Genomic DNA, 17,282 nt, shown 5'->3' with positions numbered 1-17,282 from the left:
GGGAAAGGCGATGCGATCCGCTAAGGCGCGACCTTCTTCGCGGTGAACAGGGCCTCGACCTCGTCGGGGCGGGGGTTGTTGAAGTCGAGGCGGATGCGGCCGTCCTCGGTGCGGCTGACCACCACGGGGAAGCTGGAATTGGTCAGCATCCAGCCCTTGGGCAGGACCACGGCGTTCTCGGCGCGGCCGAAGGTGCGGTCGAACACCAGTTCGTCGCCCACCAGCCTGTAGCGGCCGGGGTCGGTGTAGGTCTCGCTCATCCGCAGGCGGATCGACTGGCCGGCCTTCAGCGGCTTGAAGTTGAACACCACGACCTCGCTCTGCGGCGTGACCTTGCCGATCTGCGGGTCTTCGATGCCGGCCTTGGTGATCTCGTCGCCCTTCAGGTGGACGGCGGCGATGGCCTCGCCGGTGTCGAGGTTCCTGGCGCTGGGGTTGGTGGCGACCGAGCCGGTGCGGACCACATTGATGTAGCGGCTCACGCCGGCCTTTTCCTCGGTGTAGTCGTGGTAGAGGTCGAAGGCGTGGGTCTCCGGCGGCTGCAGGAAGTAGACCACGTCGCGGGTCTGCTTGGCCCGCTCGCCGAACTTGCCCTTCACGCTGGTGGGCGCCGCCGACAGGACGCCCGGTGCGGCGCGCAGCTTCAGCGGCGCCTCGCCGGGGGTGATGTTGTAGAAGCTGACGCGCAGGCGCCCGTCGGCCTCCTGGGCCACCTGGGACGGATAGTTGCAGCTCACCAGCACATAGCCCTTGGGCAGCACCACGGCGTTCTTCTTGATGCCCAGGCCGCGGTCGAAGACCAGGTCTGCGCCGTCCACATAGTAGCTCTTGGCGTCCTCATAGGTCTTCTCGATCAGGATGCGCGCCTCGCCGCCGTCCGCCGGGACCGGATGGGCCAGCTCCACGCGGATGTAGTCCGACTTCGCATCGGCCTCCGGCAGGCCGGTGGTCTTGGCGGACTCGCCGGAGACCTGGGCGAACTTCAGCGGCTGGCCGGTGGCGAGGTCCGTGACGCTTTCGTCGGAGGCGACGGAGCCCTTGCGGATCGGGTTGAAGAAGGCGGTCACCCCTGGGCGCACGGCGGTGATGTCGTAGATGATGCGGAACTTGCCCGACCCGGGCGCCAGGAGCTCGTAGCGGGTGTAGCCGTTGGCCTCCTGCGGCTGGCGCCGTGGCGGGGACTGCGCCTGCGCGCTCCCGCCGATCGCCAACGCCGCCGCCAAAACCAGCGCGCCAAATGTCCGCATGTCCCACTCCCCGCAAAGCTGAAGCGGCGACTATGGCGCAGTCCCGGCGGTGGCGCGAGCCCAGCGCCCTCCACCCTTTGGGTCTCCCTCCCCCGCCAGCGAGGGAGGTTTGGGGCGCGCAGACTCAAGACCTCACCCGTGAACCGGGGAAGGGGAACCACGAAGTGGCGGAGGGGGCGCTGCGGCGCCGCTGAACTCAGAGCGCCAGCAGCCGCTTCGGCGCGGCTAGCCGCCAACTGCTCAGAAGCCGGGCCTCGACGTGGGCCCAATCGAGGTCGGGGTCGGCGAGGCAGAGGCCGATCCAGCCCGACGGCCCCAGATAGGGCAGCCAGGAATAGAGTTCCGGATCGGCCTCGATCAGCAGGTCCTGCTCGTCGCGGCCGGTGGTCTTCACACAGGCCGCCGTCAGCCCGTCGCCGTGATGGTCGTGCCAGAAGTAGCAGAACATCCTGCCGGCCACGTCGAAGGCGGGCGAGCCATGGCTGATCCGCTCGCCGGTTTCCGGAAGGGCCAGGCAGGCGCTGCGCAGCCGCGCCAGGACCGAACCCGGATCCTTGGCGAGCCGCGCCACGGGGTCACACCGCGCCGGTGGCGATCAGGCTGTTGGCGCAGTCAAGGATGGTCTCCTCCAGCGGCCGGGGCTTCCAGCCCAGGATGCGCTCGGCCTTGTCGTGCGAGAAGTCATGCCTGTGGCCCAGGCCCGGCGTCACCGAGCCGAGGTCCTTGTCGAACAGGCCGGCCAGGCGGATCACGAAGTCCGGCACCTTGCGGGTCGGGACCTTGGCCGCGCCGGCGCCGAGCCGGGCGCGCAGGAGTTCGGCGATGTCCGCCATCCAGGCGTAGTTTCCCGCCGCGATGAAGCGCTCGCCGGCGGCCTTCTCGTCGGTCATGGCGCGGATGTGCAGGTCGGCCACGTCGCGCACATCGACCACGTTGAAGCCCAGGCGCGGCAGGCCGGGCACGCGGCCGGAAAGCAGGCGCTCGACCACCTGGACGGATTCCGAAAAGTCGTCGCTGGTCACCGGCCCCAGCACCAGGGCGGGATTGACCGTGGCCAGCGTCGTGTGGCCGCTGGAGGTGTGGATCAGGTCCCAGGCCGCCCGCTCCGCCAGAGTCTTGGACTTGGCGTAGACGCTGAGCTTCGGCATCGCCGGATCGGTCCAGACGGTTTCGTCCGCGGTCCAGTCGGAACCCAGTTCGCCGCGGTTGGTCGCCGCCACCGAGGAGGTCATCACCACGCGCTTGACCTTGGCCTTGACGGCTGCGGCGATGGCGCGCTTGGCGCCCTCGCGGGCCGGGACGATCAGGTCGTTGGGGTCCTTGGGGTCGGAGACCCCCAGCGGCGAGGCGACATGGAGCACGTAGTCGCAGCCCTCGACGGCGGCGTCCCAGCCGTCGTCGGAGGTGAGGTTGGCGGCGTGGAAGCTGAGGCGGTTGCCCGGATCGACCAGCTTGGCCAGGGAGGCCCGCACGGCGGCCTCCTTGGCAAGGTCGCGGACCGTCGTGCGCACGACGTAGCCGCGCTGCAGCAGGCTCGCCACGCACCATCCGCCGATGTAGCCGGACCCGCCGGTCACCAGCACCGTCTCACCGCCGCTCATCGCTCAAGCCCCTCATGTTGACACTGCTCAGATGGACACATAGCAGTTTTGACGAACGGTGGAATCGAAAGCATGCGTCCGGCTTGCAACTTCGTGCATCGCGCCGCGCTGCGCTGCAACTCCACGTCGTAGCGAAGACGCCCGACACTGGGCGCATGGAAGCACAACACAGCCTTTCGGCGCCGGCGCCGGACCTGCAGGCCGCCAACGACCCCGCGACGCCCCGCCTGCGGCCCGCTCCGATCACCCCCCCGCTCACCCGCTACATCCAGGAACGCCTGGGCCGCGCCATCCGCCTGCGCCGCAGAATGATGGACTTGACCCTGCAGGATCTGGCCGCCGCCTGCGGCGTGACCTTCCAGCAGGTGCACAAGTACGAGAGCGGCCTGTGCAGCGTTTCGGCCGCCCAGCTCTGGGGCATCGCCCAGGCGCTGGAGGTGCCGGTGTCCTACTTCTACGAGACGCTGGCGACCCCCGAACCCTGGCGCGCCGAGGCCTGACGGCGGCCTAGTCCCCCGGATCAGCCTGCGGCTGACCGGAGGATGGCGAGGCGGTGCGGTGAGCGTCGCTACTTCGCCGACCCGCCGCGCACGTTGTCCGTCTTGGTGATGAAGGCCGCGACGTCGTCGTGCATGGCCTTCAGCGAGGCCTCGTTGGCGTACACCATGTGGCCGGACTGGTAGTAGTGGTAGCTGATGTTGGACTGCAGCGCGTCCGGCATCGGCAGGTGGTGCATCTCATACCAGCCCTCGTAGAAGGGCGTCGCCAGGTCGTAGTAGCCGCCCAGCAGCAGCACCTTCAGGCCGGGGTTGTACTTCATGGCCGAGGCCAGGTCGGGCATCACGTTCAGCATGGCGCGCGGCGAGCCGCCGCCACGGCCCGGCGGCACGTGGTTGTTGTCCCAGAAGCGGAAGGTGTTGATCGACGGCTTGAAGATCTTGCCCTCGCCGTAGCCCAGGGTCTTGCGGGCGTAGTCGTTGAAGGCGGTGACGTAGGCCGAGCTCAGCGCCGCGGACTGCGGGTCGTAGCTCGCCTCCTTGCTCAGCGGGTCCATGTCCGGGCCGGAGAAGCGGGTGTCGAGGCGCCCGGTGGTCAGGCCCTGGTCGACCTGCAACTCCTTCTCGAACTCGCCGCCGGTGATCCGCAGGTCGGCGCGCAGGACGTAGGCCGCCGGCAGGCCGGTGTAGCGGGCGTAGCGTTCGGCGATCTCGCGCTTGCGGGCGGCCGGAAGCTCCGAGCCCTGTTGCAGCGCGAGCGCGTAGTCCCCGGTGGCGAAGGCCTCGACCTCCTTCAGGAAGGTCTCGATGTCGGCGGGCTTGTTGGGGACCATGTTGCGGGCCCAGGCGGACGCCGCATAGGTCGGGAGCGCGGTGATATAGGCCTGGTCGCTGCCCGGATTGTTCTCCGCGCCGTCGACGCTGAGCGCGAAGTTGAGGATCTGCGACAGCAGGATCACGCCGTTGAAGTCGACGCTCTCGCCGGTCTCCAGGTCGTTGATCAGCACCGCCGAGCGCGGCGTGCCATAGCTTTCGCCGAACAGGTACTTCGGGCTGTTCCAGCGGCCGTATTGCGACAGGAAGGCCAGGATGAACTGGTCGAAGGCGTAGCCGTCCTGGTCGACGCCCCAGAAGGCCTTTTCCTTGTCCTTGCCGGCGATGCGGCTGAAGCCCGCGCCGGGCGCGTCGATGAACACCATGTCGCTGACGTCCATCAGCGAATAGGCGTTGTTGATCACCGTATAGGGCGCGGCCGGGGTGTGCTGGCCGTTGTCGACGGTGACGATCCGCTTGGGTCCCCAGGCGCCCATGTGCAGCCACATGGTCGAGGAGCCGGGGCCGCCGTTGTAGATGAAGGTGATCGGCCGGTCGGCGCTCGGCGCGCCCTTCTTGAAATAGGCCGTGTAGAACATCGAGGCCTCGGCCTGCGGATTGGCCCCCGCGCCCAGGTCGGAACCCGGCGTCGGGCCGGCCTCGCGGCGGGCCGCGTCGTCCCAGCCGCGCGGGTGGACGACGATGGTTCCGGCCACGGCGTGGTAGGGGATGGTCTGGCCCTCGACGGTGACCACGCCCTCGCTGTCCGCCCGTTCCGGCTTGAACAGGACCCCGGTGTTGGGCTCAGCGGTGTTGGCGTCCGGCTTCCGGGCGGCCGCCTGCTGGGCGGCGGCCGGCTGGCCGGGCGACGGCGGTTGGGCCACGGCGATGCCGGCGCTCAGCGAAAGGGCCGCGCCCGCCAACAAGACTTTCCTCAACACAGTGGTCATCCCCCGGAAAAATGAGCGGGCAAGCTAGGCCGCGGGGGCAGGCTTTGACAACTGCGGGCGCGTTCCAGCGTCGAACAAACCTCTCAGACGCCTGAACCGCGGACAACCGTCCGTCCCCGCGCCGTTCAGCCGGCCGCCGATAGGGTCAGCCTCGATCCGACGACGTTCCGCCCCGGGACGCGCCGCACCCAGGAGACAGACCATGTCGATGAAAGCGATTCTCTTGGCGGCCGCGACCGCCGCCACCCTGCTGGCCCCGGCCGCCGCCATGGCCCAGGACTACGGCCGCCACCGCGAGGACGCCGGGCGCTACGACACCCACCGCTGGCGCGCCGAAGACCGCGGCTACCGCAACTACGGCTACGAGCCGTCCTACAGCTACGGCTATGGCTATCGCGCGCCCGTCTACGGCTACAGGGCCTATCGCGAACGCGACGACCGCGGCTATCGCAGCCACGACCGCTACGATCGCCGCGACTGGGACCGCCGCTAGGCGGCCGTCGCCCCGGCTCGCCAGCGCCCCGCCGCCTCCGGGCGGCGGGGTCGAGCTAGGCCCGTCCGGCGGCGACCAGGAGGTCCCGGCCTCGCGGGGTCGCCTCGACCAGGAGGTGGCCCGGACCCGCGCGGCGGCGGACGACATAGCCGCCGTCAACCGCGTCCTCCCAGACCGTCAGTCGCGGGCACGAGGTGCGCCAGCTCTCCATGACCTCGGCATAGGTCCGGGGGCCGGCGGCGAGCCACTGCAGGAGATCGAGGATCAGGGGGGCGATGACATCCGGCGGCTCTGCGCCCCACCGCGTCTGGGCGGGAAGGTCCTTGAGCATGGCTGGTCTCCATTGCGCCGGAGGGCGGGCGCACAGGGCCCGTCAACGTCGCCTGCGACACCAAGGATCGCGCCGGTTCCGGGGCTTGGCAAGGCAAGCCGGCTACGGCTCGAACATCGCGTCCAGGGGCGCGGCCCGGGCTTTTTTCCGCGGGCGCTCGCGCATCACGCCGGGATAGCCCTTCAAGGGGGTGAGCGGTTCGCCGACCCAGGTCCAGTCGGCCTGCTCGGCGAGGTTCATGTGGTAGCGCGGCTCGCGGCCGGTGCGTTCGGAGAAGATCGCGCGGGGAAGGTTCACGATCTTCGGCGAGCGGGCGCGTTCGTAGAGCATGGGCGTGCCGCAGCGGACGCAGAAGCTGCGCGCGGTCCCGGCCTCGGCGTCCTCGAACCGGGTGAGGTGCTCCTCGCCCGCAAGGATCCGGAAGCGGCTCTTCCAGCTTCCCACATAGGTGGCGTAGGCGCAGCCCTGGGCGTGGCGGCTGCGGGCGGAGTGGTCGTGCCAGGCCCAGACCGCCGGCACGTCGATCTCGACCCGCACCGCACCGCAGACGCAGGCGCCCTGGGCTTGCACGGCCGAGGCCTTCGGGGGCTTGGGCCCCGCCCTCGAGGTTTTCATCGGGCTCTCGCCCTTGCCGAGCGGCCGTCCGCCGCCGCGCCCTGGAACCGCCACCCAATCACCTCAAATATATCACGTTTCTTATATGGCGGCCGAGCTACGGGCGCCTATGTCTGAGGACGTCCGCTGCAATGCGGGCCCGTTCGACCGTTGGCCATAGTGACCCTCGGCCTCTGGAAAATGGAGGTCATTTTGAAACCCATCCTCAAACCCCTTCTCGGCGCCTTGGCGGGCGCCTCCCTGCTTGCGGTTCCGCTCGCCGCGGCCGCGCAACACGGCGGCGGCCATGGCGGCGGAGGCTTCCACGGCGGAGGGGGATTCCACGGGGGCGGATTCCACGACGGCGGCGGCTTCCATGGCGGCGGCTGGCACGATGGCGGCTGGCATGGCGGCCACTACGGCGGCTATCCCTTCGTCGGCGGCCTGGGCCTCGGCCTCGCGCTCGGCGCGGTAGGCCCCTGGTACGACGACTATCCGCCCTACGGCTACTATCCCGACTATGCCTATGAGCCCGCCCCGCCGGCAGCGGCTGCGACGCCCGCGGCCTGCGGAAACTGGTCCTGGAACCCTGACCTCAACCGGTATGACTGGCTTCCCTGCTAGCTGAGCCGACCGTCCTCCGCCGCGGGCCGCCGAATGGCGCATCGCGGCGGCGGCGGATGGTTCGCCTTCGGCCTCCGCGGCCTTGACCCACGGGCCAGGGCCGCCGACGAAGCGGCATGATCCCCGCCACCCCGCTAGGCCGCCGCGACTTCATCGCCGCCAACACGCGCCTGCAGCGGCCGCCCCACGTGGCGGAGATCGAGCTGCACCTGGCCGACGAGATCACCCCGATCTGGAAGCTCACCGAGGAGGCGCTGGAGGAGATCGGCCTGCCGCCGCCGTTCTGGGCCTTCGCCTGGGCGGGCGGCCAGGCGCTGGCGCGCTACCTGATCGACAATCCCAAGATCGTCGCCGGGAAGCGGGTGATCGACTTCGCGGCCGGCTCCGGGATGGTGGGGATCGCCGCCATGAAGGCCGGCGCCCGCGACGTGCTCTGCGCCGACATCGACGCCTATTGCGAGGCCGCCGTGGCGTTGAACGCCCGCGCCAACGGCGTCACCTGCGCCTTCACCGACTGCGACCTGCTGGAGGCCCCGGCGCCGGCCTGGGCCGAGGTGATCCTGGCGGGCGACATCTGCTACGAAAAGCCGTTGGCCGAGCGGGTCCTGGCCTGGCTGGCGGCGGCCCGCACGCGGGGCGCCGTGGTGCTGATCGGCGATCCCGGCCGCAGCTACTTCCCGCGCGCGGGCCTTGAGAAGCTGGCGGAATACCAGGTGCCGACCACCCGCGAACTGGAGGACATGGCGGTCAAGAAGACCTCGGTCTGGGCCCTGCCGTCGGGCTACGAGGCGTGAGCGGGGTCGCGCCCCTGGTCGTGGCCCTGGTGCTGGGCTCGGCCCTGCTGCACGCCACCTGGAACGTCCTGCTGCGCTCGGGCGCCGACCGGCTGTGGTCGATCACGGTGATGAGCCTGGTGTCGGGCCTGACGGCGGCGATCGCCGTGGGCTTCCTGCCGGTCCCGGCCATGGCGAGCTGGCCCTACGCGCTGGGCTCGGGCCTGTTGCAGGTCGGCTACTGCGTCTTCCTGGTCTGGGCCTATGAGAAGGGCGAGCTCGGGCAGGTCTATCCGATCGCCCGCGGCGCGGCGCCGCTGCTGGTGGCGGTGGGCGCGGCGGTGTTCGCCGGCGAGCGGCTGTCGCCGGTCGCCCTGGGCGGTCTCGCCCTGGTCTCCGGCGGCATCGTCGGCCTCAGCATGGGGCGCCAGCGGTTGCACCTGCACGCCACCCTGCTGGCGCTGGCCAGCGGCGGGTTCATCGCCGCCTATATGGTCTGCGACGGCATGGGCGTGCGGCTGTCGGGCCATCCGGTCGCCTATTTCGCCTGGATGTCGCTGGCCCAGGCCGCGCCCATGCCCTTTGTCTATTTCGCCCTGCGCCGCCGCTGGCCGGCCGTGGGCCTCGACCGCGAGGCGGCCAAGGCGGTGGGCGGCGGGCTGATCTCCATCGTCGCCTACGGCGTCGTCGTCTGGGCCATGGCCGGCGCGCAGATGGCCAAGGTCTCCGGCCTGCGGGAGACCTCGATCCTGTTCGCCGCGGTCCTGGCGGCGCTGTTCCTGAAGGAGCGGTTCACGGCGCGGCGCGCGGTCTGCGCCGGCCTGATCTCGCTCGGCGCGATCCTGTTGGCGGGCTAGGATTCCAGCGTCGCATCCAGGGTGATCTCGGCGTTCAGCACCTTGGACACTGGGCAGTTCTGCTCGGCGGCCTTGGCCAGCTCCTGGAACTTCGCCTCGTCCAGGCCGGGGACCCTGGCGCGCAGGGTGAGCGCCGACTTGCTGATCCTGAAGCCGCCGCCGTCGGCCGGGTCGAGCGAGACCGCCGCCTCGGTCGCAAGCTCCAGCGGCGTGAGGCCCGCCTGCTGCAGGGCGAAGGCCAGCGCCATGGTGAAACAGCCCGCGTGGGCGGCGGCCAGCAGCTCCTCGGGGTTGGTCCCCGGCTCCTCCTCGAAGCGGGTCCTGTAGCTGTAGGCCGTGCCGTTCAGCACGCCGGACGCCGTCGTCAGGTCGCCGGCCCCGTCGCGGCCCGTGCCGCGCCACACCGCGTTCGCCTTGCGGATCATTCTGAAGCCTCCTTGGGTTGCCTGGACGCCAAGCTGGGGAGCCCCTGCCCGCCTCGCCACCCCCAAACCGACTCGACTCCCGCCGAACCGCGACTTATCCTGGAACAAATTGTGAACATTCAGGAGCGACGGGGCCATGCGCGAAGACGGCAAGATCGACTATGTGGAGATGCCGGCGGGCGACCTGCCCGCCACTAAGGCCTTCTACGCCAGCGCCTTCGGCTGGAACTTCACCGATTATGGGCCGACCTATGCGGCGATGAACGAGGGCCTGGACGGCGGCTTCAACGCCGACCCCGCCGACGCCGTGAAGACGCCCCTGGTGGTCCTCTACGCCCACGACCTTGAAGCCATGGCGGCCAAGGTGACCGCCGCCGGCGGGACCATCGTGCGGCCGATCTTCAGCTTCCCGGGCGGGCGGCGGTTCCACTTCACCGATCCGAGCGGGAATGAGTTGGCGGTTTGGGGGGAGGGCTAGCGGGCGTCCACGATCTTTCAATCCAAACGCGGTTTGATATCGCCCAGGTTGTAGGGGGAGAACACATGCGACCTTGGACATTGCTCGCTCTGGGCCTGGCGTTGGCGGCCGGTACCGCCCATGCCACGGACGAAAGAACACTGAAGAAGCTAGTGGCGCCCGCCCCGGCAGAAATCGGGACACCTTTGGCAGGGAAGCCGACACAAGCGGTTCGCCTTGCGCGCGTCGTCGTGCAACTCAAGCCCGAACCCTGGGCCTTTATAGTCGTAGATGTTCATGGGGAGGGCGGGGTTGCCTATCCGCCTTCTGAGCGCCTTGTAAGCTGGCAAGAGGGCCAGCAGGTCGTAAAGACTTCCACCCTTTCCACGATCTTCGACGAAGAGCTTCGGCGGTCGGGCGCTAGCGACAACGGGAATCCGGACAGCGTCTTTTCAAACCCGGGCAGCGCTGATCTTCAACTGGGCGTGAAGATCACAAAAATGGAAGGGCGCTTTTGCAAATATTGCGGTTGGGGCACGGCAGATCGTTGGACGGGCGCGGTGGTGATGGAAGCCCGCTGGGAGGTTTATTCGAGCCTGGAGCGGAAAGTGATCGCCACGATCGAAACCGCGGGTGGATTTAATCAGGGAAAGCCGGGCTTGGACGGCGAACCAGATCGCCTGATAAACGAGGCTTTTCGCGACAACGTGCGCCGATTGATCGCGTCGGAAGATTTTAGGGGGGCTATCACAACACCAGTCGGGAAGACCATCGGTAGTTCAGCGTTGGTCGGGCCGACGAGATTGCTGCCGTCGAAGCTGCGGCCTCCAGTCGGGGAAGCCTCCCGTTCCGTCGCTGTGGTGTTTTCGGCAGAGGGTTCCGGCAGCGGCTTCCTGATCTCGGATGACGGGTATCTCCTCACGAACCATCATGTCGTGGGCGCCTCGAAATATGTGAAGCTCAAGTGGCACGACGGGAAGGAGAGCCTAGGCGAGGTGGTGCGTAGTGACCCTCGTCGTGACGTTGCTTTGGTGAAGACTGTTGCCGATGGCCGGCCCTCCCTTGGTTTACGGTCAGGGCCGGCAAGACAAGGCGAGGGCGTCTTCGCCATAGGCACGCCGTTGGACGATCAATTCCAGAACACTATGTCCCGAGGAATCGTGTCGGCGACGCGCGAGGTCCAAGGCCTAAGCTACATCCAGAGCGATGTGATGGTGAACCACGGCTCGTCCGGCGGCCCGTTGCTCGACGAGAAGGGCCAAGTGATCGGCCTGACGGTGTCGGGGCGTCAGGAGAACGGCTCATCGGTCGGCCTCAACTTCTTCATCCCCATCGACGACGCCTTGAAGGCGCTGGCGCTGACCGTGGCCGGCTGACCGCCGCTCACGCTTTCCTCACTTCCGGGGTCTGATAGTCTGTGCGGCTTGGGGATGGCGCATGCGGCAGTGGATATCGCTGACAGTCGCCGCGGCGTTCGCGCTGGCCGTTTCGGCCGGCGCCGCGCACGCGGTGGACGAGGGCAGGCTGAAGAACCTGCAGGCCGCGCCGTCGATCGCGCCCGTCTCCCTGCCCAGCGATGCGCGGACCGTGAAGTTCACCCGCATGGTGGTGCAACTGAAGCCCGAGCCCTGGGCCTTCCTGCGCAACAAGGACTCGCTGGCGGACGATCGCCTGATCAGTTGGCAGGACGGCCAGAAGGCGATCAATCCGGCGCTCTTCGCGCAGATCTTCGATGAGGAGCTGAAGCGGGCCAGCGGCAAGGCCAGCGCCAACGGCCTGTTCGCCACCGACGCCCCGCCGCTGCCCGAACTGCTGGCCGCGGCGAAGATCACCGACATGCAGGGGCGGTTCTGCAAGAGCTGCGGCCTGATCCTCTCCAGCGGCCGATGGGAAGGCGCCGTGGTCATGACCGCCCATTGGGAGGTCTATTCCGTGACCCAGCAGAAGGTGGTCGTCGCCCTCGACATCACCGGCGGCTACACCGCGCCCTCCAAGGGAATCCAGGGCGATCCGGAGCAACTGATCAACGAGGCGTTCCGCGACGATGTCCGCCGCCTGATCGCCTCGGGCGACTTCCGCCGGGCGGTGACCGCCCCGGCCGCGGGGCCGTCATCGGGCTTTCCCGCGCCGGCGAGCCTGGGCGCCCTGACCCTGGTCGCGGCCAAGCCCAAGCCCGGCATCGCCCAGGCCTCGGCCTCGGTGGCCGTGGTGTTTTCCAACGAAGGGTCCGGCAGCGGCTTCCTGATCTCCGACGACGGCTACCTGATCACCAACCACCACGTCGTGGGCGCCGCAAAGATCGTGCGCCTGAAGTGGTCGGACGGGACGGAGACCGTGGCCGAGGTGCTGCGCAGCGACCCGCGCCGCGACGTGGCCCTGCTGAAGGCCCCGCCCGGCGGCCGCGCCGCGCTCGGCCTGCGGCACACCACGGCGCAGCAGGGCGAGACGGTGTTCGCCATCGGCTCGCCGCTCGGCGCCCAGTTCCAGAACACCATGAGCAAGGGGATCGTCTCGGCCCTGCGCAATCAACAGGGGCTCGCCTACATCCAGAGCGACGTGATGGTGAACCACGGCTCTTCCGGCGGGCCGCTGCTCGACGAGACCGGCCAGGTGATCGGCCTCACCGCCTCGGGCCAGACGATCAACGGAGCCCCGATCGGCCTCAACTTCTTCATTCCCATCGACGACGCCCTGAAGACCCTGAACGTCACGGCGCCGGCCGGGCCGCCGGTCCAGCAGGCCGACCGCAAACCCTAGAGGATGCCGCCCATGCGCCGCCGCGCGTTCCTGACCGCCGCCACCGCCGCCGTGGCGGCCGCCGGCCTTGCGCCCCGCCTGGCCCGGGCCGCCGCGCCCGCGGGCCTGACGTCCATGACCGGGGCCGCGAGGCCCATCGACCGCGCCGAGCGGCTGGCGCGGATCGGCAAGCTGCAGCGGCTGATGTCCCAGCAGGGCGTGGGCGCCATGATCCTGGAGTCGGGGTCCAGCCTGGAATACTTCACCGGCGTCCAGTGGCGCCGCTCCGAGCGGACCACCGCGGCGGTGATCCCAGCCAGGGGCGAGACAGTGCTGGTGACCCCGGCCTTCGAGGAGCCCTCGGTCCGCGAGACCCTGGCCGTCCCCGCCGACGTGCGGCCCTGGAACGAGCACGAGAGCCCGTTCGCCGCCCTGGCCGGGGCGTTGCGCGACCGAGGCGCCGGGGCCGGCAAGATCGCCTTCGAGGACACCACGCGGCTCTACATCGTCGACGGCGTGCGCGCCGCCGCGCCGGCCTTGAGCGTCGTGTCGGGCACGGCCCTGGTGCGCGCCTGCCGGCTGATCAAGTCGCCCGCCGAGCTGGCGCTGATGCAGACCGCCAACGACGTAACCCTGGCCGCCCTGCGCCACGTCCACGCCAACGCCCATCCCGGCATGAGCCCGGGCGATATCGGCGCGCTGATGAACGCCGCCACCGTGGCGCTGGGCGGGTCGCCGGAGTTCGCCCTGGTGCTGATCAACGAGGCCAGCGCCTATCCGCACGGCTCGAAACAGCCGCAGACCCTGCACGAAGGCTCGGTGATCCTGATGGACGTCGGCTGCACGGTGCACGGCTACCAGTCCGACATCTCCCGCACCTGGGTGATGGGCCAGCCAACGCCGAAACAGCGCAAGGTCTGGGACACGGTCAAGCGCGGCCAGGAGATCGCGCTGGCGACGGCCAGACCCGGCGTCGCCGTGGGGACCATCGACGACGCCGTGCGCGCCTACTACGAGAAGGAAGGCTGGGGCCCCGGCTACAAGCTGCCGGGCCTGTCGCACCGCACCGGCCACGGCATCGGCCTCGACGGCCACGAGCCGCCGTACCTGGTGCACGCCGACGCGACGCCGTTGGAGCCGGGCATGTGCTTCTCCGACGAGCCGGGCATCTACATCCCCGGCGAGTTCGGCGTCCGCCTGGAGGATTGCTGGCGGATGACCGAGGCCGGGCCGAAGCTGTTCACGCCGTTGGCGAAGTCGATCGACGACCCGATCTAGCCGACAGGCGGGCCTTACCTAAGGTCAACCATGGTCGTTCACGGCTCCTACATAGATTCCGCCGTTTGATGGTCGCCTCGGTCGAGGGGGGCGCCCTAGATCGGAGACTTGCCGTGACGGACCCGGCGCGACCCCACACCATCGATCCTGCCCGAGCCCATGCGAGCCCGCGGCCCAGGGTTCCCCGCGCCGACGACGAGTCGCGCGACGCCGAGCGGCGCGAACTCGATCACCGGCTGGCCAACAGCCTCCAGTTGGCGGCGGACTTCCTGATCTTCGAACACATGCGGGTGCGCGACCCCGAGGCGCGCGGAGCCCTGATCGCGACGGCGGACCGGCTGTCGGCGGTCGGCCAGATGCACCGCTTCCTCGCCGCGCGGCGTCACGCCAGCGGCGTCGACCTCGAGGTCTTCCTGGTGGAGCTCGGCGCCCTGATCGGCGAAAGCACCGGGCTGAACTGCGAGATCGAGGCCGAAGCCGTGACCGCGCCGGGGGAGCTGGCGCAACAGCTCGCCATCGCCATCAACGAGCTCGCCATGAACGCCGCCAAGCACGCCTATCCCTGGGGCGAGCGGGGCCCGCTGCACATCGCCTGCCGCCGTGAGGGCGGCCGTCTGAAGGTGGTCGTGGCCGACGAGGGCCGCGGGCTACCGAGGCCCCTGGCCGCCGCCACCGCGACCGGTCCTGCGCCCGGCGGGCTGGGGATGACCATCGTCCAGGCCATCGTGCGGCAGCTCAACGGACGCCTGACCGCGGAAAACGACGGCGGCGCCCGCTTCACCCTGACCTTTCCCCTCGCCGCGACAGCCGCGCCCGCGCCGCGATCCTTCGCGCCGCCCGGGGCCGACGACTAGCCGCTAGGCCTTGGCGTCCTGGATCGCCGAGAGCTTCCAGGGGCCGCCGACCTGGCGCGCGAAGGTCCAGAGCTCGGTGGTCTGGCTGGGCGTGTTCGGATCGCCGCTCAGCACCGCGCCGGACGCGCGGTCGCGCATCAGGTCGATGCTCTCGTAGCGCATGGCGGCGGTGGCGTATTCCACGTCGTTCTCCCGCCAGGCCTCGCCGACGTCGGCCTGCAGCAGGCGCGTGCCGGTGACCTCGTTCCGGCGCCCATGGGTGGCGTTCTCGCTGAGCTCCTCGGAGAGGTACGACATCACCTCCGGCGTGCAGCGTTCGCGCAGGCCCGCGTAATCCTCGCGCCCGAAGGCGTCCTGGATCTCCTTCAGGAGGCTCTCGAACGTCGCCTGGTCCTGGGCGGTGATCGGGATCTCCCAGGCCGGGCCGGTCGTGGGCACGTAGGGCTGGGCGGCCGGGCCGCCGCCGAACCCTGTCCCGCCGAAGGGGCCGCCGCCGAAGCCTGGGCCGGGGGTTGCGAAGGGCTGCGGGCCGCCGTCATAGGCGGGCGCCTCGAAGGGCGAATAGCCGGCGCTGCGCCGGCGGAAGAAGCGCATCGCCAGCGTGACGATCAGGAACAGCACCAGGAGCTGGATCACGATGGTCAGCAGGCCGCCGCCACCGCCGCCCCAGCCGCCGCCGCCCCAACCGCCGCCGAAGCCGTGGCCCAGCAGGCCGCCGATCAGGCCGCCGGCCACCAGGCCGCCCATGAAGCCGCCGAACGGGCTGCGTCCGAAGGGGCCGCCGTATCCGTAGCCCGGCTGATAGCCGCTGTAGCCGGGCATGCCGGGCCGAGGCGCGAAGGCCCCGCCGGGCGCGGCCGAGGGCGAGGTCATCGAGCGCTGCACCGGCGCCACATAGCCGGGCGACGTGGCGGTCGAGCTCGGCGCCGAATAGGTCCGCGAGCCGCGGCTGCCGAAACTGCCGCCCCGGCGGGCGTCGGCCGGCGCGGCGGCGAGCATGGCGACCGCCAGCGCCATGCCCAGCGCGGCGGCGATACGGGTCCGAAGACGAGTCATAGCTAGAGAATCTCCATCACGATCTTCATGTAAGTCGCCGCCGAGGCCCCCGCCAGATGAACCCCACGCATCACAAACCCGCGATCAGGGCCGCGACGCGCCGCCGCGGCGGTCCGGGCTTGACCGTGGACCTGTCCGTCACGAGGTTCCGCAAACATAGAGCCCTGGAGCGCGCGACCGTGAATCCCTTCCCCGACGATATCTTCACCGAGCCGGAAGACGTCGACCCCGACACCCTGGCGAACCTCGGGCCCCTGACCCGGCTGGCCGGCGTCTGGGAGGGCAGGAAGGGCGTCGACCTCAACCCCAAGGCCGACGGGCCGGAGCGGCGGGTCTACCTCGAACGCATCGAGATGCAGCCGATCGACCCGCAGGCCAACGGACCGCAGCTGTTCTACGGCCTGCGCTACCACGTGCACGTCAACACCCCCGAGGAGGACATCGCCTTCCACGACCAGGTCGGCTACTGGCTCTGGGACCGGGCCACCGGGCTGATCCTGCAGAGCCTGACGATCCCGCGCGGCCAGGCGCTGCTGGCCGGCGGCGCCGCGCGGCCCGACGGGAGCCTTTCGGTCAGCGCCAGGCGCGGCTCGACCGAGCACGGCATCGCCTCGACCGCCTTCCTCGAATACGCCTTCCGCACCGACGCCTACGAGCTGACGGTGACCTTCAATCCGGACGGCGGCTGGTCCTATGTTTCCGACACCACCCTGATGGTGCGCGGCCGGACCGAGCCCTTCCGGCACCGCGACGTCAACACCCTGACGAAGGTGGCCGAGCCGACGCCCAACCCGCTGGCCCTGATCCGCGCGGCCCAGCAGGCCTGAGCGGGAGCCGCTTTGGCCGATCCTAGGAACTGGGCTTGTCGCCGCGGCGGTTGGGCGTGTCCTGGATCGGCATGTCGATGTCGCGCAGGCCGGTCGCCTTCATGGCCTCATGGATGTCGCGCGGGCCGTTGAGGTCGGTGGTGGTGGTGAAGCTCAAGGCGGCGGGGTTGGCGCGGTGCTCCGACTGGTTCTGAAAGCCCCCCTGGGGCGCGGCGTTGAGCGCCAGGCTGTAGGTCTTCCCCGGCTCGGCGGTGCACAGCAGGACGAAGGTCCTGTTGTCGTCCAGCAGGCGCGGGGTCTTGAGGCACGGCAGCGGCTCGGCGCCCGTGGCCGCCGCCAGGTCGAAGCCGGACTTCAGCATCGGCTGGTCGAAGGTCACGCTGAGGACCAGGATGCCCGGCGCGATCGCCTGGCCGGCCGCCGGATAGGACTTGACCAGCTTCGGCGCCTCGGTCCTGGGGAAGACGGTCAGGGGCGAAACCGTGGCCGGCGGCGGCGGCGGGCCGGGCGCCACGGCGGGCGGGGCGGCGACGGCCACGGCGGCGGCGCTGGTCAGAACGGCGGCGGCGAGGATCGGGGCGGCGAGGCGCATGGCCTCAGCCTGCCGCCCAACATCGGCCGGAACAAGGCCTGAGCGTCTCGCGATCTTTTCGGGCGCCTAGACCCTGTAAGTGGGAAGGGCCCTAGGACCAATCGACATTCAGGCCGGCGCCTAAGGCTGCCTCCTCCCCTTGTGGGAGGAGGTGGGCCGCGCAGCGGGTCGGAGGTGGGGTTTCTCGGCCTCCCGGCGCAGCTCGAAGCTCAGTCTCGCGCCGAGAGCGGAGCGCGACCCCACCTCCGTCAGCCCTCCGGCTGACACCTCCTCCCAC

The 17,282-nt window shown here is 69.9% G+C and carries 20 protein-coding genes; 11 read left to right on the top strand and 9 right to left on the bottom strand.

Annotated features, from left to right (window positions below; all coding sequences use genetic code 11):
• Nucleotides 1-20: 20 nt before the first annotated feature.
• From VNW53_RS19740 to VNW53_RS19730, 3 genes are all read right to left on the bottom strand, one after another.
• Nucleotides 21-1,247: a hypothetical protein gene (locus tag VNW53_RS19740; protein ID WP_325557766.1), complete on the bottom strand. Its 1,227-nt coding sequence runs from the start codon at nucleotides 1,245-1,247 to the stop codon at nucleotides 21-23.
• 196 nt (nucleotides 1,248-1,443) lie between these two features.
• On the bottom strand, nucleotides 1,444-1,818 hold the full coding sequence (locus tag VNW53_RS19735; protein ID WP_325557765.1) for an MmcQ/YjbR family DNA-binding protein: 375 nt from the start codon (nucleotides 1,816-1,818) through the stop codon (nucleotides 1,444-1,446).
• 4 nt (nucleotides 1,819-1,822) lie between these two features.
• On the bottom strand, nucleotides 1,823-2,848 hold the full coding sequence (locus VNW53_RS19730; protein WP_325557764.1) for an NAD-dependent epimerase/dehydratase family protein: 1,026 nt from the start codon (nucleotides 2,846-2,848) through the stop codon (nucleotides 1,823-1,825).
• A gap of 155 nt (nucleotides 2,849-3,003) precedes the next feature.
• Here VNW53_RS19730 and VNW53_RS19725 point away from each other — a divergent pair, with 155 nt between their 5' ends.
• Complete coding sequence (locus VNW53_RS19725; RefSeq protein WP_325557763.1) at nucleotides 3,004-3,348, top strand: helix-turn-helix transcriptional regulator; 345 nt, start codon at nucleotides 3,004-3,006, stop codon at nucleotides 3,346-3,348.
• A gap of 68 nt (nucleotides 3,349-3,416) precedes the next feature.
• Here VNW53_RS19725 and VNW53_RS19720 read toward each other — a convergent pair whose 3' ends face one another.
• On the bottom strand, nucleotides 3,417-5,081 hold the full coding sequence (locus VNW53_RS19720; RefSeq protein ID WP_325557762.1) for a S10 family peptidase: 1,665 nt from the start codon (nucleotides 5,079-5,081) through the stop codon (nucleotides 3,417-3,419).
• Between the two features lie 229 nt (nucleotides 5,082-5,310).
• Between VNW53_RS19720 and VNW53_RS19715 the strand changes: the two genes are divergently transcribed.
• Entirely contained in the window at nucleotides 5,311-5,601 is a 291-nt protein-coding gene (locus tag VNW53_RS19715) for a hypothetical protein (protein WP_325557761.1), read from the top strand.
• Between the two features lie 55 nt (nucleotides 5,602-5,656).
• On the opposite strand, the gene VNW53_RS19710 is transcribed toward VNW53_RS19715, so the two are convergent.
• Together VNW53_RS19710 and VNW53_RS19705 are read right to left on the bottom strand one after the other, a co-directional pair.
• A complete protein-coding gene (locus VNW53_RS19710) occupies nucleotides 5,657-5,932 on the bottom strand; it encodes a hypothetical protein (RefSeq protein ID WP_325557760.1) in 276 nt (91 codons plus the stop codon).
• Nucleotides 5,933-6,034: 102 nt separating this feature from the next.
• Nucleotides 6,035-6,547, bottom strand: a complete 513-nt coding sequence (locus VNW53_RS19705) for a GFA family protein (protein WP_325557759.1) — start codon at nucleotides 6,545-6,547, stop codon at nucleotides 6,035-6,037.
• A gap of 192 nt (nucleotides 6,548-6,739) precedes the next feature.
• Between VNW53_RS19705 and VNW53_RS19700 the strand changes: the two genes are divergently transcribed.
• The 3 genes from VNW53_RS19700 (at nucleotide 6,740) to VNW53_RS19690 (ending at nucleotide 8,780) form a co-directional block, all read left to right on the top strand.
• Nucleotides 6,740-7,150 carry a hypothetical protein gene (locus VNW53_RS19700; protein WP_325557758.1) on the top strand — a complete coding sequence of 137 codons (411 nt, stop codon included), beginning with the start codon at nucleotides 6,740-6,742 and terminating at the stop codon, nucleotides 7,148-7,150.
• A gap of 116 nt (nucleotides 7,151-7,266) precedes the next feature.
• Nucleotides 7,267-7,944: a methyltransferase gene (locus tag VNW53_RS19695; protein WP_325557757.1), complete on the top strand. Its 678-nt coding sequence runs from the start codon at nucleotides 7,267-7,269 to the stop codon at nucleotides 7,942-7,944.
• Complete coding sequence (locus VNW53_RS19690) at nucleotides 7,941-8,780, top strand: DMT family transporter (RefSeq protein WP_325557756.1); 840 nt, start codon at nucleotides 7,941-7,943, stop codon at nucleotides 8,778-8,780. The genes VNW53_RS19695 and VNW53_RS19690 overlap by 4 nt, the downstream gene beginning before the upstream one ends.
• On the opposite strand, the gene VNW53_RS19685 is transcribed toward VNW53_RS19690, so the two are convergent.
• Nucleotides 8,777-9,205: an OsmC family protein gene (locus VNW53_RS19685; RefSeq protein ID WP_325557755.1), complete on the bottom strand. Its 429-nt coding sequence runs from the start codon at nucleotides 9,203-9,205 to the stop codon at nucleotides 8,777-8,779. The two genes, VNW53_RS19690 and VNW53_RS19685, sit on opposite strands and share 4 nt — an antisense overlap.
• 136 nt (nucleotides 9,206-9,341) lie before the next feature.
• Here VNW53_RS19685 and VNW53_RS19680 point away from each other — a divergent pair, with 136 nt between their 5' ends.
• From VNW53_RS19680 to VNW53_RS19660, 5 genes are all read left to right on the top strand, one after another.
• A complete protein-coding gene (locus tag VNW53_RS19680; protein ID WP_325557754.1) occupies nucleotides 9,342-9,683 on the top strand; it encodes a VOC family protein in 342 nt (113 codons plus the stop codon).
• A 65-nt stretch (nucleotides 9,684-9,748) separates the two neighbouring features.
• Nucleotides 9,749-11,038, top strand: a complete 1,290-nt coding sequence (locus tag VNW53_RS19675; RefSeq protein WP_325557753.1) for a S1C family serine protease — start codon at nucleotides 9,749-9,751, stop codon at nucleotides 11,036-11,038.
• A 61-nt stretch (nucleotides 11,039-11,099) separates the two neighbouring features.
• Nucleotides 11,100-12,419 carry a S1C family serine protease gene (locus VNW53_RS19670; protein ID WP_325557752.1) on the top strand — a complete coding sequence of 440 codons (1,320 nt, stop codon included), beginning with the start codon at nucleotides 11,100-11,102 and terminating at the stop codon, nucleotides 12,417-12,419.
• Nucleotides 12,420-12,431: 12 nt separating this feature from the next.
• Entirely contained in the window at nucleotides 12,432-13,676 is a 1,245-nt protein-coding gene (locus tag VNW53_RS19665) for a Xaa-Pro peptidase family protein (RefSeq protein WP_325557751.1), read from the top strand.
• 113 nt (nucleotides 13,677-13,789) lie between these two features.
• Nucleotides 13,790-14,530: a sensor histidine kinase gene (locus tag VNW53_RS19660; protein ID WP_325557750.1), complete on the top strand. Its 741-nt coding sequence runs from the start codon at nucleotides 13,790-13,792 to the stop codon at nucleotides 14,528-14,530.
• Between the two features lie 3 nt (nucleotides 14,531-14,533).
• On the opposite strand, the gene VNW53_RS19655 is transcribed toward VNW53_RS19660, so the two are convergent.
• On the bottom strand, nucleotides 14,534-15,586 hold the full coding sequence (locus tag VNW53_RS19655) for a Tim44 domain-containing protein (protein WP_325557749.1): 1,053 nt from the start codon (nucleotides 15,584-15,586) through the stop codon (nucleotides 14,534-14,536).
• Nucleotides 15,587-15,711: 125 nt separating this feature from the next.
• Here VNW53_RS19655 and VNW53_RS19650 point away from each other — a divergent pair, with 125 nt between their 5' ends.
• The gene (locus tag VNW53_RS19650) at nucleotides 15,712-16,413 is read left to right on the top strand and encodes an FABP family protein (RefSeq protein ID WP_325557779.1); all 702 of its coding nucleotides are present in this window, start codon (nucleotides 15,712-15,714) and stop codon (nucleotides 16,411-16,413) included.
• 22 nt (nucleotides 16,414-16,435) lie between these two features.
• On the opposite strand, the gene VNW53_RS19645 is transcribed toward VNW53_RS19650, so the two are convergent.
• A complete protein-coding gene (locus tag VNW53_RS19645) occupies nucleotides 16,436-17,005 on the bottom strand; it encodes a hypothetical protein (protein ID WP_325557748.1) in 570 nt (189 codons plus the stop codon).
• Between the last annotated feature and the right edge of the window lie 277 nt (nucleotides 17,006-17,282).

This window comes from Phenylobacterium sp., from assembly GCF_035569475.1.
Lineage (GTDB): Bacteria > Pseudomonadota > Alphaproteobacteria > Caulobacterales > Caulobacteraceae > Phenylobacterium.
This window is presented reverse-complemented; position numbering and strand designations above follow the sequence as displayed.